Source organism: Streptosporangiales bacterium (assembly GCA_009379955.1).
Lineage (GTDB): Bacteria > Actinomycetota > Actinomycetes > Streptosporangiales > WHST01 > WHST01.
The window spans coordinates 14,708-32,279 of record WHST01000074.1 but is presented as its reverse complement, the minus strand read 5'-3'; the positions used below and the strand labels follow the sequence as shown (position 1 = coordinate 32,279).

At 73.6% G+C, this 17,572-nt stretch carries 14 protein-coding genes; 7 read left to right on the top strand and 7 right to left on the bottom strand.

Features of this window, described 5'->3' with window-relative positions; translation table 11 throughout:
* Positions 1 to 169: 169 nt before the first annotated feature.
* The gene (locus tag GEV10_20595; GenBank protein ID MQA80848.1) at positions 170 to 1,159 is read right to left on the bottom strand and encodes a cyclic nucleotide-binding domain-containing protein; all 990 of its coding nucleotides are present in this window, start codon (positions 1,157 to 1,159) and stop codon (positions 170 to 172) included.
* Between the two features lie 105 nt (positions 1,160 to 1,264).
* Between GEV10_20595 and GEV10_20590 the strand changes: the two genes are divergently transcribed.
* The 6 genes from GEV10_20590 to GEV10_20565 are packed head-to-tail and all read left to right on the top strand — an operon-like array spanning position 1,265 to position 12,574.
* Entirely contained in the window at positions 1,265 to 2,638 is a 1,374-nt protein-coding gene (locus GEV10_20590) for a response regulator (GenBank protein ID MQA80847.1), read from the top strand.
* Positions 2,635 to 3,363, top strand: coding sequence for an ATP-binding cassette domain-containing protein (locus tag GEV10_20585; protein ID MQA80846.1), 729 nt, complete (start codon positions 2,635 to 2,637; stop codon positions 3,361 to 3,363). The genes GEV10_20590 and GEV10_20585 overlap by 4 nt, the downstream gene beginning before the upstream one ends.
* A 43-nt stretch (positions 3,364 to 3,406) precedes the next feature.
* Entirely contained in the window at positions 3,407 to 5,806 is a 2,400-nt protein-coding gene (locus tag GEV10_20580; protein ID MQA80845.1) for an FtsX-like permease family protein, read from the top strand.
* 1 nt (position 5,807) lies between these two features.
* Complete coding sequence (locus GEV10_20575) at positions 5,808 to 8,219, top strand: FtsX-like permease family protein (protein ID MQA80844.1); 2,412 nt, start codon at positions 5,808 to 5,810, stop codon at positions 8,217 to 8,219.
* Positions 8,216 to 10,612, top strand: a complete 2,397-nt coding sequence (locus GEV10_20570; GenBank protein ID MQA80843.1) for an FtsX-like permease family protein — start codon at positions 8,216 to 8,218, stop codon at positions 10,610 to 10,612. The genes GEV10_20575 and GEV10_20570 overlap by 4 nt, the downstream gene beginning before the upstream one ends.
* A 3-nt stretch (positions 10,613 to 10,615) precedes the next feature.
* Positions 10,616 to 12,574, top strand: coding sequence for a GAF domain-containing protein (locus tag GEV10_20565; GenBank protein ID MQA80842.1), 1,959 nt, complete (start codon positions 10,616 to 10,618; stop codon positions 12,572 to 12,574).
* On the opposite strand, the gene GEV10_20560 is transcribed toward GEV10_20565, so the two are convergent.
* Together GEV10_20560 and GEV10_20555 are read right to left on the bottom strand one after the other, a co-directional pair.
* On the bottom strand, positions 12,543 to 12,905 hold the full coding sequence (locus GEV10_20560) for a response regulator (GenBank protein ID MQA80841.1): 363 nt from the start codon (positions 12,903 to 12,905) through the stop codon (positions 12,543 to 12,545). The genes GEV10_20565 and GEV10_20560 overlap by 32 nt on opposite strands.
* A gap of 234 nt (positions 12,906 to 13,139) precedes the next feature.
* Positions 13,140 to 13,805, bottom strand: a complete 666-nt coding sequence (locus tag GEV10_20555; protein ID MQA80840.1) for a response regulator — start codon at positions 13,803 to 13,805, stop codon at positions 13,140 to 13,142.
* Between the two features lie 91 nt (positions 13,806 to 13,896).
* On the opposite strand from GEV10_20555, the gene GEV10_20550 reads away from it, so the two are divergent.
* Positions 13,897 to 14,469 carry a DNA-3-methyladenine glycosylase I gene (locus GEV10_20550; GenBank protein MQA80839.1) on the top strand — a complete coding sequence of 191 codons (573 nt, stop codon included), beginning with the start codon at positions 13,897 to 13,899 and terminating at the stop codon, positions 14,467 to 14,469.
* Between the two features lie 11 nt (positions 14,470 to 14,480).
* Here GEV10_20550 and GEV10_20545 read toward each other — a convergent pair whose 3' ends face one another.
* The 4 genes from GEV10_20545 to GEV10_20530 form a co-directional block, all read right to left on the bottom strand.
* Positions 14,481 to 14,714: a biotin attachment protein gene (locus GEV10_20545; GenBank protein MQA80838.1), complete on the bottom strand. Its 234-nt coding sequence runs from the start codon at positions 14,712 to 14,714 to the stop codon at positions 14,481 to 14,483.
* On the bottom strand, positions 14,711 to 15,745 hold the full coding sequence (locus GEV10_20540; GenBank protein ID MQA80837.1) for an alpha-ketoacid dehydrogenase subunit beta: 1,035 nt from the start codon (positions 15,743 to 15,745) through the stop codon (positions 14,711 to 14,713). Before GEV10_20540 ends, GEV10_20545 begins: the two co-directional genes overlap by 4 nt.
* Positions 15,746 to 15,756: 11 nt before the next feature.
* Complete coding sequence (locus GEV10_20535) at positions 15,757 to 16,731, bottom strand: pyruvate dehydrogenase (acetyl-transferring) E1 component subunit alpha (protein MQA80836.1); 975 nt, start codon at positions 16,729 to 16,731, stop codon at positions 15,757 to 15,759.
* Between the two features lie 222 nt (positions 16,732 to 16,953).
* Positions 16,954 to 17,538 (bottom strand): helix-turn-helix domain-containing protein, encoded by a 585-nt coding sequence (locus tag GEV10_20530; protein ID MQA80835.1) that lies wholly within the window; start codon positions 17,536 to 17,538, stop codon positions 16,954 to 16,956.
* Between the last annotated feature and the right edge of the window lie 34 nt (positions 17,539 to 17,572).

The window sequence follows — 17,572 nt, the reverse complement described above, 5'->3', positions numbered from 1 at the left end:
TGACCCCAGCGGCAGGTTGACGTGCGGGCTCTACCGCACCGTTGTGATCACGCCGTCGCCAGGGACACCGCGGGCCACCCCCTACTTTTCACCCGTAGGGGATGGCCCGCCAGGGTCCCCCAGTGGTTGACGTGATCAACACGGACCACCCGACCCCCGGGCGCCCCCCTCAGGCCTGCTCGCGCTTGTGGACCTCCGCCAGCCGGGCCAACAGCTCCCTGTCGACGTGCTCGGCGGGCACCTGGGCGAGGCGCACCTGGGTGCTCGCGGTGAGCGTCGCCGTGCGGCGGCCGCCCTCGAGCACGGCACGTTCGCCGATCACCGCGCCGGGACCCAGCTCGGGCAGCGGCGTGCCGTCGACGTCGACGGTGAGCACGCCGTCGAGGAGCAGCAGCAGGTCGCGTTCCTCGCTGCCCTGCTTCACGACGATCTCACCGGGCGGCACGGTGCGGAGGACCGGCCGGTGGCCGCCGCGCATGATCGTCGTCGAGAGCTGCCGCTCCAGCGCGGTCTCGGCCGCGGTCACCACGACGGGGGAGTCCTCGTCGCCCCACGGCGTGCGGTGCCTGCCCTCCTGCCCGACCCAGCCCTGGTAGTCGGTCGTGCCGGCCTTGAGGATCAGCGTGTCGTCGTCGCCGTAGACCCAGTGCCGGGGGAACGGGCTCGCGCCGTCGAGGTTCGACTCGGACGTCCCGTCGGCGTGCAGCGTGATCGACAGCGTCGTCCAGACCAGCGGCGACTGCAGCCGGACGAACGGGGGACTGGAGATCCGCCGCGGACACGGCATCGCCGCGCGCCCGCCGACGGTCTGTGTGTACCGCACCCAGCCGTCGCCGACCGCCGGCTCGCCGCGCAGGTCGGGCAGCGCGATCGCCGCGAACGACGTGCCGACCGGACCGACGCCCAGGCGGCTGCTGCCCATGAGGACGCCGCCGGAGGCGCCGTGGTCGACCACCAGCCGACCGTCGAACTCCGCCCAGACGGCCAGCCGGTTGGCGAACCGGAAGCGGTCGGTGTCGCGCATCTCCCCGAGGTCGCCGAGCTCCGCCGGCGGCGGGTCGTCGTAGTGGCTGATGGTGGTGAACGCGTTCTTCATGAGGCCGGTCACGGCCTCGGAGGGGATCCAGGACAGTGAGGTGACCCGCGACTCGACGCGCATGGTACGCCTCCCTCGGTGATGGTCGGCCGCTGATGCGGAGAACTGACACGACAGTAGGAACCGCGCGGTCGCGCGAACGAGGGCGCCAGCCGGTGAACTCACGGGATGCCAGCATCCGTGCGCGCTCGTCCCAGCACCCTGGTCGCGGGTTCGGCCCGGAGTTCTAATCAACACGTGGAAGCGATATCGCTGGTGCTGGCGGACGACAACCTGATCGTCCGCGAAGGCGTGCGCTCCCTGCTCGCCCATGATCCCGGGCTGTCCGTCCTCGGCGTCGCGTCCGACTACGACGAGCTCGTCGAGCAGGCCGAGAAGCTGCGTCCGCAGGTGCTCGTCACCGACATCCGGATGCCGCCCACCTTCCAGGACGAGGGCATCGAGGCGGCGCGGGAGGTGCGCAAGCGGCTGCCCGGCACCGGCGTGGTGGTGCTCAGCCAGTTCGACGACCCCGACTACGCGATCAAGCTGCTGCAGGACGGCGCGGCGGGGTACGCGTACCTGCTCAAGGACCGGGTGGCCGAGGCCGGTCTGCTCGGCCGCGCCATCCGCGAGGTGGCGGCCGGCGGGTCACTGCTCGACCCGCAGATCGTGCAGTCGCTCGTGTCGCCCGCCCGCGCCGAGGGCGAGCTGTCGCCGCAGGAGGAGGACCTGCTCAGGCAGATCGCGGAGGGCCGGCCGGTCAAGGCGATCGCCGCGACGCGCAGGGAGACACCGGAGGCGGTGAACGCGGAGGTCGAGCAGCTCTTCCTCGACCTCGCGGAGGGCGCGAGCGCCGGCCGGCAGGGCGCGCTGCGCCGGCTCCGCATGCTGCACACCGCGATCCTGCGCCGCGAGGAGCAGGGCGAGACCCTGTCGCGGCTGCTGCCCGGTGGTCTCGCCGAGCGGCTGCGCAGCGACCGCGGCGCCGCCGGACGCACCGAGCGTCTCGTCGTCACCGTGCTGATGTCGGACGTCCGGGGCTACTCCGCGATCGCGGAGCGCACCGACCCGGGCATCCTCGCCGGCCAGCTGAACGCGCACCGCCGGGCGATGAACGCCGCCATCCTCTCGGCGGGCGGCACGGTCATGCAGTACGTCGGCGACGCGGTCATGGCCGTGTTCGGGGCCCCCGATCCCGAGCCCGAGCACGCGGCGCGTGCCGTCAGGGCCGCGTGCGACATGCACACCGGTCAGCGTGCGCTCGACGAGGAGTGGGCCGCGCGCGACCTCGACGCGTTCGGGCTCGGTATCGGGCTCAGTACCGGAGAGGTCGCCGCCGCGCTGCTCGGCAGCGACGAGCGGGTGGAGTACACGCTCGTCGGCGACACGGTCAACCTCGCTCAGCGCATGCAGGACCTGGCACGACCGGCCGGCAGCACGGTGGCGGTGGAGTCCACCGTCCGCGCCGTCGGGGACGAGTGGTCCTGGTCACCCCTGGGTTCCCGGTCCGTCAAGGGCCGTGCCACACCGGTCAACGCCTACCGACTCGAGGTCGCATGATGGCCAGCAGCCTGGACACCGCTCCTTCGCCTGAACCGACCGACGCGCAGCCGCCTGCGGCCGTACGCGTCCGTGGGGTGCGTAGGACGTTCGCCGCCGAGCTCGCGCCGGTGCGCGCGCTGCGCGGCGTCGACATCGACGTCGTCCCCGGCGAGTTCGTCGCGGTGATGGGTCCGTCCGGCTGCGGGAAGTCGACGCTGCTGAACGTCATCGCCGGCCTCGACACCGTGGACGAGGGCACCGTCGAGGTCGCCGGTGAACGCGTCGACGGTCGCAACGAGGACTGGCTCGCACGGTTCCGCCGCCACCACATCGGCTTCGTCTTCCAGTTCTTCAACCTGCTCGACGGCGTCTCCGCGCTCGACAACCTCGTGCTGCCCGGCGTGCTCGGCGGGATGAGCCGCAGAGAGGCGGGATCGCGTGCGCGCGACCTGCTCGACCTGCTCGGCCTCGGCGACCGCGTCGACCAGGTGCCCGCGGTGCTCTCCGGTGGCCAGCGGCAGCGGCTCGCGATCGCCCGCGCGCTCGTCAACGAGCCGACCCTGCTGCTCGCCGACGAGCCGACGGGCGCGCTCGACAGCGAGGGCGGGCTCGAGGTGCTCGAGCTGTTCCGCCGGCTGCACGACGACGGCCAGACGATCATCATGGTGACCCACTCTCCCGACGTCGCCGCCGGCGCCGAGCGCGCCGTGAAGATGCGGGACGGACGCGTGGAGTCGCCGTGACCGTGCACCCCGCCGCTGCGATGCTCACGTCGGAGGACGGCTCGTGACGTTCGCGCTCGCGTGGCTGCGGCTGGAGGCGCGCCGGCACCGGCGCGAGCTGGTCGTCCTCGCGGTGCTCGTCGCCGTCGCGACCGCGACCGTCCTCGCGTCGTTCGCCGGGGCCAGGCGCGGCGCGACGGCGCTCGACCGGTTGCTGGCCGAGACCCTGCCCTGCGACACCGTGGTGCTGCCGAACGATCCGCGCTTCGACTGGGATGCCGTGCGCGCCCTGCCCGAGGTCGAGGCGATCTCGACATTCCTCGAGGCCGACGTCCCGCTCGGCGGCGTACCGCCGGGCAGCGGCGCGGTCCGCTTCGTGCCCGCGGACGCCGACGTCATGCGCACCGTCGAGCGGCCGGTCGTCGTCGCCGGCCGGCTGGCCGACCCGAGCCGGGTCGACGAGGCGGTGGTGACGTCGGGCTTCGTCGAGCGCGCCGGTCTGGGCGTCGGGGACACCGTCACCTACCGGTTGCGCACCCCGGAGCAGACCGATGCGCTCCTCGCCGGTGATCCCATCCGGCGGCCGGGAGGGCCGAGGGTCGAGGCCCGGATCGTGGGCGTGGTGCGGTCGTTGTGGTACTCGGACACGCGCGACGCCGCCGGCACCCTCGTGCCGTCGCCTGAGCTGTTCGCGCGGTACGAGGACAACCTGACCGGTACGCGCCGGGGCGCCGACCTCGTCGCGCTGGTAAGGCTCGAGGGCGGGGCCGCAGACGTCCCGCGGTTTCGTGCCGACCTGACCGCGCTCAGCGATCGCACCGACATCGAGGTGTGGAACGCCGCGGAGTGGGGTCCGGCCGATCAGAAGAGGTTCGGGTTCGACGCGGCCGCCATGCTCGTGTTCGGCCTGATCGCGCTGGCCGCGGCGCTCGTCCTCATCGGGCAGTCCGTCGTCCGGCACACCGCCCCCGCCGTCGCGGAGCTGTTCGTGCTGCGCGCGGTCGGCGCCGACCGCCGGCTGGTCGTGCTGGCCGCCTCGCTCGCGCCCGTGCTGGCCGTGGCCGCCGGGGCGACGGCGGGTGTCGCGGTCGCGGTCGCGGCGTCGCACTGGATGCCGCTCGGGGCGGCCGGGCTGCTCGAGCCCGATCCGGGTGTCGACGTCGACCTGCTCGTCCTCGGTGGCGGCTGGGTCGCCGCCGCGGTGCTTGCGTTCGCGGGTGCGGCGGCGTCGGCCCTGCTCGCGAGCGCGCGCCCGCGCGGCCAGGCGCGGAGCCGCTCGACCGTCGCCGCCGCCACGGTGCGCGCGGGTCTGCCGGTGTCGGTCACCGTGGGCAGCAGGTTCGCGCTCGAGCCGGGACGCGGTGACGCGTCGGTGCCGACGCGTCCGGCGCTGCTCGCTGCCGTCGCGGGCGTCGCGGGGATCGTCGCGGTGGCCACCCTCTCCGCAGGGGTCGCCGACGCCGCGGGCAACCCCGCGCGCTTCGGCCAGACCTACCAGCTGGAGACCTGGCTCGGCGGCGGCGGCACGGACGCGGTGCCGTCGGCGGAGGTGCGGGGCCTCGTCGCCCGTGACCGGGACGTCACAGGCGTCAACGACTCGCGGGTCGGCGTCGCGGAGGCGGGCCGGCGTTCGGTCAGGTTGTACACGTACGACCCGGTGGTTTCGCCGCTCGAGGTGGTCCTCACGTCCGGTCGGCTGGCGTCGGGTGCCGGCGAGGTGGTGCTCGCTCCTCACACCGCGGGCGAGCTCGACGCCACCGTGGGGTCGACCGTCGCCCTCACCGGCGAGCGGGGAACGCGCCGCCTCACCGTCACCGGACTCGGGTTCGTGCCCTCGACACCGCGCAACTTCTATTTCGACGGCGGCTGGCTGACGGTCGCGGGCTACGCCACACTCTTCCGCGGCTTCGAGAGCCACCTGCTGCACATCGCGGTGCGTCCGGGAGCCGACCCGGCGCAGGTGATGTCGCGGCTCGACCGCGCGACCGCGGCAGCCGCCGGTGGGCTCGCGGTGCCGTTCTCGCCGTCCCTGCCGCCGGCCGAGGTAAGCCAGATCCGCGGAGTGCGCGTGCTCCCGTTCGTGCTGGCCGGGTTCCTGGCTCTGCTCGCCGTGGGCGCCGTCGGGCACGCGCTCGCGGTCGCCGTCCGCCGCCGGCGGCGCGACGTCGCGGTGCTGCGCGCACTCGGCATGACGCACGGCCAGTGTCGGGCGGTCGTGGCCACCCAGGCCACGGTGCTCGCCCTGGTCGGTCTCGTGTTCGGTGTCCCGCTCGGAATGATGCTCGGCCGCACGGTCTGGCGGTTCGTCACGGACTACATGCCGCTTGCGTACCAGCCGCCGCTCGCCTTCTGGGCCTTGCTCCTCGTCGGTCCCGTCGCGCTCTTCGTCGCCAACCTGCTCGCCGCGGGCCCGGCGCGGCGCGCCATCCGGCTGCGCGTCGGCGACGTGCTGAGGGCGGAGTGACATGGTGACCTTCGCGCTCGCGTGGCTGCGGCTGGAGCTCCGCCGGCACGGCCGTTCGCTGGTGGTGCTCGCGCTGCTCGTCGCGTTCGCGACCTGCGCCGTGCTCACGGCCGTGGCGGGAGCCCGCAGGGGCGACACCGCCGAGCAGCGGCTGCGCGAGCGGACGGCGCCGGCCGATCTCGTGGTCCTGCCGAACGACCCGGCGTTCGACTACGGCACGCTGCGGGCGCTCCCCGGTGTCGAGGCCGTGGGGGCCTTCGTCAACACCGAGGTCGCCGTCGAGGGACTGCCCACGGCCCAGGGCCCCGTGTACCTCGTGCCGGCCGGTGACGAGGTGATGCGGACGGTCGAGCGTCCCGTGGTGCTCGACGGTCGCCTGGCCGACCCCGCACGCGTCGACGAGGCGGTGGTGACGCCGAACTTCGTCGCGAGCTACGGCCTCGGTGTCGGCGACACCGTCACGTTCCTGCTGCACACGCCGGAGGGCATGGACGCCGCCGTCACGGGGGACGCCCAGGTGCGTCCGGCCGGGCCGCGGGTCCGCGCGCGCATCGTCGGCGTCGTGCGGTCCATGTGGTTCTCTGACTCACCCGGCTACCGGGGTGGCCTCGTCACGTCGCCAGCACTGTTCGCGAGGTACGGGCCGAACCTCACCGGAGTGCGGGGGAGCGTCCAGACCGCCGCGTTCGTGCGGCTGGCCGGCGGCGCGACGGCGGTGCCGGCGTTCACCTCCGCGATGACGGAGGCGACGAAACGGTCGGACATCGACGTGTGGAACCTCGGCGAGAGCACTCCGCTGATCCAGAAGACCACCAACTTCGAGGCCGGAGGACTGCTCGCGTTCGCGCTCGCCGCCCTCCTGGCCGCGGTCGTGCTCGTCGGGCAGTCGCTCGCACGGCACGCGGGGACCGCCGTCGACGACCTGCACGTCCTGCGCGCACTCGGCCTGCCGCCACGGCACGCGGTGCTCGCGGGCTCGGCGGCTCCGACCGTCGCCGCGGCCGCGGGCGGCGCCGTCGGCGTGGCCGGCGCCGTCGCGGCGTCGGCGGCACTGCCCATCGGCAGTGCCGCCGCGCTGGAGCCGGCCCCCGGCGTGGACGCCGACTGGCTCGTGCTCGGCGCCGGGTGGGGGTGCGCGGTGCTGCTGGTCGCCGCGGGCACCGCGACCGTGCTGCTCGTCGCCCTGCGCCGTCGTGGCCAGGTCGCGTCCGCTCGGCGGTCGGCCGTCGCGCTCGCGGCGGCGCGGGTCGGGCTGCCCGTGCCGGTCGTGGTCGGTACCCGGTTCGCACTGGAGGCCGGCCAGGGGCGGGCGGCCGTGCCGGTACGGCCCGCGCTGCTCGCCGCGATCACCGGTGTCCTCGGGATCGTCGCGGTGTCCACGTTCTCCGCGGGAGTCGCCGACGCGACGACCAACCTGGCGCGGTTCGGCCAGACGTACGGGCTCGAGAGCCCGCTCGGCGCGGACGGGCAGGACATGCCAGCCGTGGCCGGCGTCGTCGGCGCGGTCGCCGCCGATCCCGATGTCGTCGGGCTGAACGACGCGCGCGTCGGCGTCGCGGAGTCGGGGACGCGGACCGTCCGGCTCTACACGTACGACCCCGTGGGCGCGCCGATCGACGTCGTCCTCACGGCCGGGCGGATGCCCGTCGCCGCCACCGAGATCGTGCTCGGCCCGCACACCGCGTCGGTGCTCGGCGCCGGCGTCGGATCCACGACTGAGCTGACGGGGACGAAAGGGCCGCGCCGGGTCACCGTCACCGGGATCGGCTTCGTGCCCGCGGGAGAGCGCAACTTCTACTTCGACGGCGGGTGGCTGACGCCCGCGGGCTACACCGAGATGTTCGACGGCTTCGAGTCGCACCAGCTGCAGATCGCCCTGCGCGACGGCGCCGACCTGGCGTCGGTGACGGCCCGCCTGGAACGCGCGACCGCGTCGCTCGTCGCGGACGGCGGCCTCGCCTTCGAACCGCCGATGCCGCCGGGGGAGATCGCCCAGGTCAGAGGCGTGCGCAACCTGCCGCTCCTGCTCGGGGTGTTCCTGGCGGCCTTGGCGGTCGGGGCCGTCGGGCACGCGCTGACCGTGGCCGTGCGCCGCAGGCGCCATGACGTCGCGGTGCTGCGTGCGCTCGGCATGACCGGCGCCCAGTGCCGCGCCGTCGTCACCACGCAGGCGACCGTGCTCACGCTCGTCGGACTCGTCTTCGGCGTGCCGCTCGGCCTGGCGCTCGGCCGTACGGTCTGGCGGCTCGTCGCCGACTACACGCCGCTCGCCTACCACCCCCGACCGCGCTGTGGGCGTTGCTGGCGGTGGGTCCCGCGGCGCTGGTCGTCGCCAACGTCCTCGCGGCCTGGCCCGCGCGCCGAGCGGGCAGGCTGCCCGTCGGCGACGTCCTACGAGCGGAGTGACCAATGAAGACCGTGCTCGTCACGTGGTCGGCGCTGGAGCTCAGGCGCCGCTGGCGCTCGCTCGTGGTGCTCGCCCTGCTGGTGGCCTTCGCGACGATGACGGTGCTGGCCGCGGTCGCAGGCGCGCGCCGCGCCGACACCGCCGTCGAGCGGCTCCTGGCCGAGACGCTGCCGGCCGACGCGGTCGTGCTGCCGAACCAGCCGGGGTTCGACTGGGACGCCGTGCGGGCGCTGCCGCAGGTCGAGACGCTCGCCGAGTTCCCCGTCTCCGGGTTCATGGTCGACGGCGTGGACGAGGACAGCGTGGACTTCCCGGCCGCCGGCGTGGAGCTGATGCGCACGATCGAGCGCCCGGTGGTCATCGAGGGTCGGATGCTGGACTTCGACCGGGTCGACGAGGTGGTCGTGACGCCGCGCTTCCCCCACGACTACGGCAAGGGGGTCGGCGACACGGTCACGCTGCGCCTGGCCACGCCGGAACAGATGGACGCCTACCAGCAGGAGGCGACCCTCGACGAGCCGTCCGGTCCGGTCATCCGCGCCCGCATCGTCGGCGTCGTCCGCTCCGGCTGGTTCGGCGAGGACGTGGGGAGCAAGGGTCGGGTCGTCGCGTCGCCGGCGGTGTTCGAACGCCATCCGGCGAGCATCCTCGGGGCGAAGAAGTCGGTGTACGTCAACGCCATGGTCCGGCTGCGCGGTGGCGAGTCGGCGCTGCCCGCGTTCCGCGAGGAACTCGCCCGGGTGAGCGGCCGCAGCGACATCGACGTGTGGAACATGGCCGACAAGCAGCGGCACGCGCAGAAGGTCAACGCGTTCGAGGCCGCCTGCCTGCTCGCCTTCGGCCTCGCGGCGCTGGCAGCGGCCATGGTGCTGATCGGCCAGTCGGTCGCCCGCTACACCGCGGCCACGGCGGCCGACCTGCGGGTCATCCGCGGCCTGGGCATGACGCCCCGTGAGGCGATGCTGGCGGCATCGGCCGGCCCGTTCGCGGCAGCCGTCGCCGGCGCCACGCTGGGGGTCGCGGGCGCCGTCGCCGTGTCGTACTGGATGCCGATCGGCGCCGCCGCGCTGATCGAACCGGATCCCGGCGCGCACGCCGACTGGGCGGTGCTCGGCGCCGGCTGGGTGCTCGCGCCGCTGGCGGTGCTCGCGGCGGCGGGGGCGGCGGCGTGGTTCGCGCTGTCGCCACGCAGGGACCGGACGTCGCCGCGGCGTTCCGCGGTGGCGGTGTCCGCGGCACGAGCCGGCCTACCGGTGCCCGTGGTCGTCGGTGCGAGGTTCGCGCTCGAGCCGGGCCGCGGACGCAGCGCGGTGCCCGTGCGGCCGGCGATCTTCGGGGCGGTGACCGGTGTGCTCGGCGTGCTCGCGGCACTGACGTTCTCGGCCGGGGTCTCCGATGCCGCCGACAACCCCGCCAGGTTCGGGCAGACCCACCAGCTCGAGACCTTCCTCGGCCTCAACGGCGAGGACTTCGCGCCGACGGACAAGGTCCTCGGCTACCTGGCGCAGGACCAGGACGTCGCTGCCGTCAACGACGCCCGCAATGCGGTGGCCGAGGCGCCGGGCGGCAGCGTCGCGATGTACACGCTGGACCCGGTCGGGAAGCCGACCCCGGTGGTCCTGACGGCGGGGACGCTGCCGACGACCGGCGCCGAGGTGGTGCTCGCACCGACGAGCGCGAAGCGGCTCGGCGCCGAGATCGGCTCGACCGTACGGTTCACCGGCAACAGGGAGCCGCACGCGTTGCGGGTCACCGGCATCGGCTTCGTCCCCCTCGGCTCGCACAACGGGTACGACGAGGGCGGCTGGCTCACGACCGCGGGATACGACGCACTCTTCACCGGCTTCAAGTTCCACACGGCGCAGATCACGCTGCGCCAGGGAGCCGACCCGGACGCCGTCCTGGCGAGGCTGCAGAAGGAGTCGGCGGCGGACCTCGGCCAGCCGATACCGCTGCAGCTCGCGACCCTGCCGCCCCAGGTCGCGGAGATCCAGGACGTACGCGAGCTGCCGATCGCGCTCGGTGCGTTCCTCGCCCTGCTGGCGGTGGGCGCGGTCGGGCACGCGCTGGCGACGGCGGTGCGGCGTCGCCGCTACGAGGTGGCGGTGCTCCGCGCCGTCGGCATGACCCGCACGCAGTCACGCGTGGTCGTGGTGACCCAGGCGACGCTGCTCGCCGCGATCGGCCTGCTGTTCGGTGTGCCGCTCGGGCTCGCGCTCGGACGGACGTTGTGGCGACTGGTGGCGGAGAACACGCCGCTGTACTACCAGCCGCCGCTCGCGTTCTTCGCACTGCTGCTCGCCGCCCCGGTGGCGGTCCTCGTCGCGAACCTGCTCGCCGCGTGGCCGGGACACCGCGCCGCGCGGCTGCGCATCGGTAGCGTCCTACGGACGGAGTGAGGAATGGTCACGGCATCGGTGGTCGTCGCCGCCGGCTGGCTGGTCGCCGCGCTCGCGGCGTTCCGCGCGGGCCGGCCGGCGCTGGTCCGCGCGGCGCTGGTCGTCGCGGTCGTCTCGCCCGCGGCCGGTCTCTGGGCGCCGCTGGTCCCCGCCGCGGTCGCGGCGTGGTTCTGCCTCGGGCTCACGCTCCCCGACGGCGAGCTGGCGTCGCGGTGGCGCCGGATCCTCGCCGCGGCCGTCCTGGCGGTCGCCGTCGCGTGGACGGCCTGGCTCGCCGTCACCGCGCGCGAGCTCGCGACGGCGACCGCGATCGCGGTCGTGGTGCCGGCCGGCCTGGCGGCGTCTGCGGCGGTGGCGCTGCGCTGCCGCAGGGTCGACGCCGTACGCCGGCGCACCCTGCAGTGGACCGCCGCGGGTGCCGTCGTGATGGTCGCGGCGGACGCGGTCCTGCTGGCGGTCCACCTCCTGCTCGGAGTGCCCGACGACGTCCTGCCGTGGCTGGCGGGCGCCTTCGTGGCGATGCCGCTCGGCCTGGTGTTCGGCCTGTTGCCGGCGACGGCCAGGGTCGCCGAGCGTGCGCTCGTCGAGGCGTTCGTCGTCGCGGGCCTCGCGGTCATGGTGGTGGCGGTCTACCTCGTCGTGGTGGTCGGTCTCGGGCGGGCACCCGTCGGCGGGGAGCGCGAGATCCTGTTCGGCAGCGTCGTCGCCGCGCTGAGCGCGGTGGTGCTCGCGCTGCCGCTGCGGGTCAGGCTGGTGTCTTTCGGCGAGACGCTGCTCGGCCGGGCGGGCACGCCGCCGGAGGAGGCGCTGGCGTCCTTCGGCGCGCGGATGAGCCGCGCGGTGCCGTTCGACGAGCTGCTGCTGCAGCTGGTCGAGTCGCTGCGGGCGACCGTCGCCCCGGCCGGCGCCGAGGTGTGGGTGGGCGCCGGTGGCGACCTCAGCCGTACCGTCAGCGTGCCGGAACGTCCCGCGCGGCGGCTGGTCCTGACCGAGAAGGAGCGCGTCGTCGTGGGCAGGACGCGGGTCGGCGGCCCCGCGTGGTGCGCGGTCTGGCTGCCCGCCCTGCTCGCGGACGACGACCACGCGCAGGCACCCGAGGGGGCTTCGGTGCGGGTGGCCCCGGCTGCCCACCTCGGCGAGCTGCTCGGCCTGCTGGTCGTCAGGCGTGCGCCCGACGACCCGGACTTCTCGGCCGAGGACGAGCGCGTCCTCGTCGAGCTGGCGAGGCAGGTCGGCCTGGCGCTGCACAACATGCGCCTCGACTCCGCGCTGCAGGCGTCGCTTGAGGAGCTGCGCATGCGCAACGAGGAGCTGCAGGCCTCGCGGCTGCGGATCGTGAGTGCCGCGGACGCGTCGCGCCGGACGATCGAGCGCGACCTGCACGACGGTGCGCAGCAGCACCTGGTGGCGCTGTCGGTCAAGCTCGGCCTCGCCAAGGAGCTGGCGGGCGAGGACCCGGCCGCCACGGGCCTGCTGCTCGACGAACTGCGCACCGACGTCCAGGAGACGATCGGCGCCCTGCGCGAGCTCGCTCACGGCATCTACCCGCCGCTGCTGCGCAACCACGGGCTCGACCAGGCGCTGCAGTCCGTCGCGCGTCGGGCGCCGCTGCCCTGCGAGCTCTGTGTCAAGACCACCGGGCGCTATGCCGAGGAGGTCGAGGCGGCGGTGTACTTCTGCTGCCTCGAGGCGATCCAGAACGCGGGCAAGCACGCCGGCTCCGGTGCGTCCATCGTGGTCAGGATCGAGGACCAGGGCGGGCTCCTCCGTTTCGAGGTACGCGACGACGGCGCGGGCTTCGCGATGGATGCCGGCGGCACGGCGCAGGGACACGGGTTCGTGAACATGGCGGACCGCCTCGGCGCGCTCGGCGGCACGCTGCACGTGGAGTCGGCGCCCGGCGCCGGCACGGCGGTCCGCGGCGAGGTGCCTAACGCAGCTCGCGCAGCAGCCGCGGCGTGAGATCGTCCTTGCGAACGTAGGCTCGCGCCCCGCAGGTACGGGCGTCGGGCGGCAGGTCCTCGGCGGCGTACGTCGACAGCAGCACGACCGTGGTGTCGGGGGCACGGGCGAGGATCCTCCTGGTGGCCTCGATCCCGTTGATGCCGGGGAGGTTGATGTCCATGAGCACGACGCCGGGGTGCGCGGCGTCGGCCTGGGCGAGGGCCTCTTCGCCGGACTCCGCCTCACCCACGACCCGCCATCCGGGCAGCAGCGACACGAGCGTGCGCGCCACCGAGCGGAACGGCGCCTGGTCGTCCACGATGAGCACGTCGACGCCTGGGTCCGCCACCGCGTCCGCCCCCAGCTCGGCTCCCACGGCTCAAGCGTCCCGCGCGCGGCGTCCGGTTGCCAGTGACGCGGGCACCACGATCACCGGGGTGCTAACACCCTCGTGCCCCCGGCGCCACGCGGTCCCGTGAGGGCTTCACCTCGTGAACGGGGACTTCACCTCGTCCCTGCACTGGGTGAAGTCCCCGTTGATCACGTTAACGTGATCAACGGGGAAGGGGGAGCCCGAGCGGCGTCAGCCGGACTCGGCGAGGTAGAGCAGGACGGCCTTCACGCGGCGGTTGATGTCCGGCTGGGCTCCCAGGCCGAGCTTGGCGAAGAGGACGTTGATGTGCTTCTCGACGGCGCGTTCGGAGAGGTAGAGCGCGGCGCCGACCGCGGCGTTGCTCCTGCCCTGGGCGATGTGCGCGAGCACCTCGCGCTCGCGCGGGGTCAGCGACGCCAGCGGCGAGTAGCGCTTCCTGATCGAGTCGCTGACGAGGGTGTCGACGACCGCGGGGTCGATGACGGAGCCGCCGTCGGCGACGGCGCGGACGGCGGCGACGATCTGGCCGGCGTCGCTGACGCGTTCCTTCAGCAGGTAGCCGCGGCCGGCGCTGCCCGCGGCGAGCAGGGGGGTGGCGTACGCGGGCTCCGCGTACTGCGAGAGCACGAGCACGCCGATGCCCGGATGCGTCTCCTGCAGCCGGACCGCCGCCCTGATGCCCTCGTCACTGGAGTCTGGCGGCATCCTGACGTCGGTCACCACGATGTCGGGCGTGTGCTCCTCGACGGCGGCGAGCAGGCCGGGCAGGTCGGCGCACTCCGCCACGACCTCGAGGCCGTCGGCACGGTCGAGGACCCGGCGCACGCCCTCGCGGACGAGGAGCGAGTCCTCCGCGATGACGATGCGTATGGCCACGGGGGCAGCGTAGGTCTGGTCGTGTCGTAGCGCTCGGGAATGATGGAGATGTGCGTGCGGTGCGCGGGCGAACACGGTGGAGGACGATGCGATGAGTGACAGTGCGGCGGTCGCCGGCGCGGACGGGCGGCTGCGCTGCCCCTGGGGACTGTCGGCGGACGACTACATCGCCTACCACGACGAGGAGTGGGGCAGGCGGGTCGACGACGACCACGGCATCTACGAGCGGCTGACGCTGGAGGCGTTCCAGTCCGGGCTGTCGTGGCTCACCATCCTGCGCAAGCGCGAGGCGTTCCGCGCCGCCTTCGCGGGCTTCGACCCGGCCGTGGTCGCCGAGTTCGGCGCACACGACGTGGAGCGGCTGCTCGGAGACACGGGGATCGTCCGCAACCGGGCCAAGATCGAGGCGGCCGTCGCCAACGCCCGTGCGTCCCTGGAGGTGCCGGGCGGAGTCGCGGCCGAGGTGTGGTCGTTCGCGCCGGAGTCCACACCGACGCGCCACACACTCACCGACGTCCCCGCCGTCACGCCGGAGTCGACCGCGATGGCGAAGCGGCTGCGCGGCCTCGGCTTCCGCTTCGTCGGACCCACCACGGCGTACGCCCTGATGCAGGCGTGCGGCCTCGTCGACGACCACCTCGCCGACTGCGAGTTCCACCCCTGAGCGCGCTCCCGCTACTCGATGCGGGCGATGGGAGAGCCCTGGGTGACCACGGCCTCCTCGTCGACGAGGAGGCGTACGGTGCCGGCGGACGGCGCCGGCACCTCCGCCGCGACCTTGTCGACCTGCACCTCGGCGAGCAGCTGGTCGGCCGCAACGGCGTCGCCGTCCGACACGAACCACGTCGCCAGCACGCCCTCGGCGTCGGGCTCCTTCGCCGACAGGGCGGGGAAGACGACGTCGGTCACGCGTCCACCACGCTGCGGATCGCCGCCTCGATCCTGTCGTGGCGCGGCAGCACGGCGTACTCGAGCGCGTGGGCGTACGGGATCGGCACGTCGGGCACGGCCACCCGGCGCACGGGTGCCTGCAGCAGCGCGGGGTCGGTGTCGGTGATCGTCGCCGCCACCTCGCCCGACAGACCGTACGAGAGGTAGTCCTCGTCGACGACCACGAGCCGTCCCGTCTTGGTCACCGAGTCGAGGATCGCCCTGCGGTCGAGCGGCACGAGGCTGCGCAGATCGAGCAGCTCGACGCTGATGCCGTCGTCGGCGAGCTTCTCCGCGACGTCGAGCGCGTGGTGCACCGACAGCGAGACGGTGACGACGGTGACGTCGCTGCCCTCGCGGACCACGGCGGCCTTGCCGATCGGCACCTCGTACGCGTCGTCGGGGACGTCGGCCGTCGCGCGGGGGTTCTTCACCATCCACGGCAGGCCCATGACGCCCTTGTGGAACATGTAGACCACGGGGTTGTCGTCGCGGATCGCCGACGTCATCAGGCCCTTGGCGTCGTACGGGTTGCTCGGCACGACGACCTTCATGCCGGGCAGGTGTGCGAACGTTCCCCACAGGCACTGCGAGTGCTGCGCGCCGTCGGAGTAGCCGCCGCCCACCGCCGTGGTGAGCACCATCGGCACCCTGACGTTGCCGCCGGACTCGAAGTGGATCTTCGCCATGTGGTTGTAGATCTGGTCGAGGCAGACGCCCATGAAGTCGGCGAACATCAGCTCGACGATCGGGCGCATCCCTTCGACGGCCGCGCCGATGCCGAGGCCGATGAACGCCGACTCCGAGATCGGCGTGTCGATCACCCGCTCGGGGCCGAACCTCTCGAGCAGGCCGCCCGTCGAGCCGAAGATGCCGCCGTACGGGCCGACGTCCTCGCCGAGGTAGACGACGCCCTGGTCGCGTTCCATCTCGTATGCGATGGCGTCGACCATCGCCTTCGACGTGGTGAGGCGGTGGCTGCTGGGTGCCTGGGTGTCGGTGACTGTCATGAGCCGTCCTCTCAGGCGAAGACGTATGCGAGTGCGGTGGACGGGTCGGGTACGGCGCTCTTCTTGGCGAAGCTGATCGCGTCCTCGACACGCTCGGTCGCCTCGGTGGCGATGCCCTCGACGGCGTCGTCGTCGAGGGCGCCGTCGGCGCGCAGGGTGCGCTCGTACGTGGGGATCGGGTCGCGGCCGGGCACGTCCTCGAGCTCGGGCCGGTACCCCTGGGCGTCGCCCTCGAAGTGACCGAGGAGCCGGACGGTGTGCACCTCGATGAGCGAGGGCCCGCCACCCGACCTGGCGCGCTCGACCGCGCGGCCGGCGGCCGCGTACACGGCCTCGACCGCGTTGTCCTCGACCCGTTCGCCCGGCATGCCGTACGCCGCGCCGCGTTCGGCGTTGGACGGGATCGCGGTGGACGCGGAGCGCGGCACGCTGATGCCCCAGTCGTTGTCCTCGACCACGAAGACCACCGGGAGCTGCCACAGGGCGGCGAGGTTCAGCGACTCGTGGAACGCGCCCTGGTTGGCCGCGCCCTCGCCGGTCACCGCGACGGCGACGCGGTCGGTGCCCTGCCGGCGGAACGCGAACGCCTGGCCGAGCGCGGGCGGGTAGCCCTCGGCGATGATGCCGGAGCAGGAGAAGTGGGTGTCGGGGTCGAACAGGTGCATGTGCCCGCCCCTGCCGCGACCGAACCCGGTCTCGCGGCCGAAGATCTCCGCGGCCATCTTGCGCAGGTCCATGCCGTGCGCGATGGCGAAGTGGTGCGGACGGTGCGTCGCGGTGACGGCGTCGTCCGTGGTGAGATGGGCGCACACGCCTGCGGCCGCGGGTTCCTGCCCCGACGACAGGTGCATCTCGCCCGGCACCGCGCCCTTGCCGATGTCGAAGCCGGGGCCCTTGTCCGCGTGGTACTCCCGCAGGATCGCATCCTCGAATGCCCGGGACAGGACCATCGTGCGGTACAGCTCGACCCGGACACTCTGCTCCAGGGTCGGCGACGTCGTCGTCGCTGTCATGGCCGCCTCCAACGTGCGACTGGGGACTGTGCCGAGGGGCGACCGTGCCGTGTCGCTCATTTTGGGTGGAAGCTCGGATCGAGCGGGTCGAGCCCGGTCGCCCCCTTGCGGCGATTCTGTGCCGGGCCCCGAACGCTGGCAACGACACGATGTTCAGATGGTGATAGAGCGCACCTGCGCGCGCTCTCTCGGCGGTCAGTCCACGTCGGGGAACGCCATGAAACGCACGAGCACCGTGCGGCCGTCCGCGGGACGCTCGGCGGCGGCATAGCGGTTGAAGAGCTCCATGTACTCGTCCCAGAACCTCCGCGCGCCGGCGAGGTCGAGCTGCAGCTCACCGCGCGCGAAGAGCAGGACGTCGCCCCACTCGCCGAGACTGTCGCGGGCACGCTCGAACCTGGCCAGCGCCTCGGTGTCCGCCGCCGCGTTGTCCTGTTCGAACCGGCCGAGCTCCTGGCGCAGGTCCCGGCTCATCCGGCTGCGCGGCGGGAACCGGATGTCCGGCCGGCCGACCCGCCACCACCGCTCCCGGCCGTGACCGCGCTCCGCGTCGTCCTCGACGAACCCGTGCTCGGCGAGCCGGCGCAGGTGGTAGCTGGTGGCACCGGAGTTCTCGCCCAGGTCGCGCGCCAGCGTGGTGGCCGTGGCCGGTCCGTTGCGGTCGAGCAGCCGCAGCATGCGCTGCCGCAGCGGGTGGCGCAGTGCCCGCAAGGCCGCCGCGTCGGTGAGCTCTCGGGGGTCCGCGTCGGTGACCGTTCGTGGGTCTCCCTGATCCGCCATGCCGCGAAGGTTAGCAGAGTAGTATGCAAAGAAT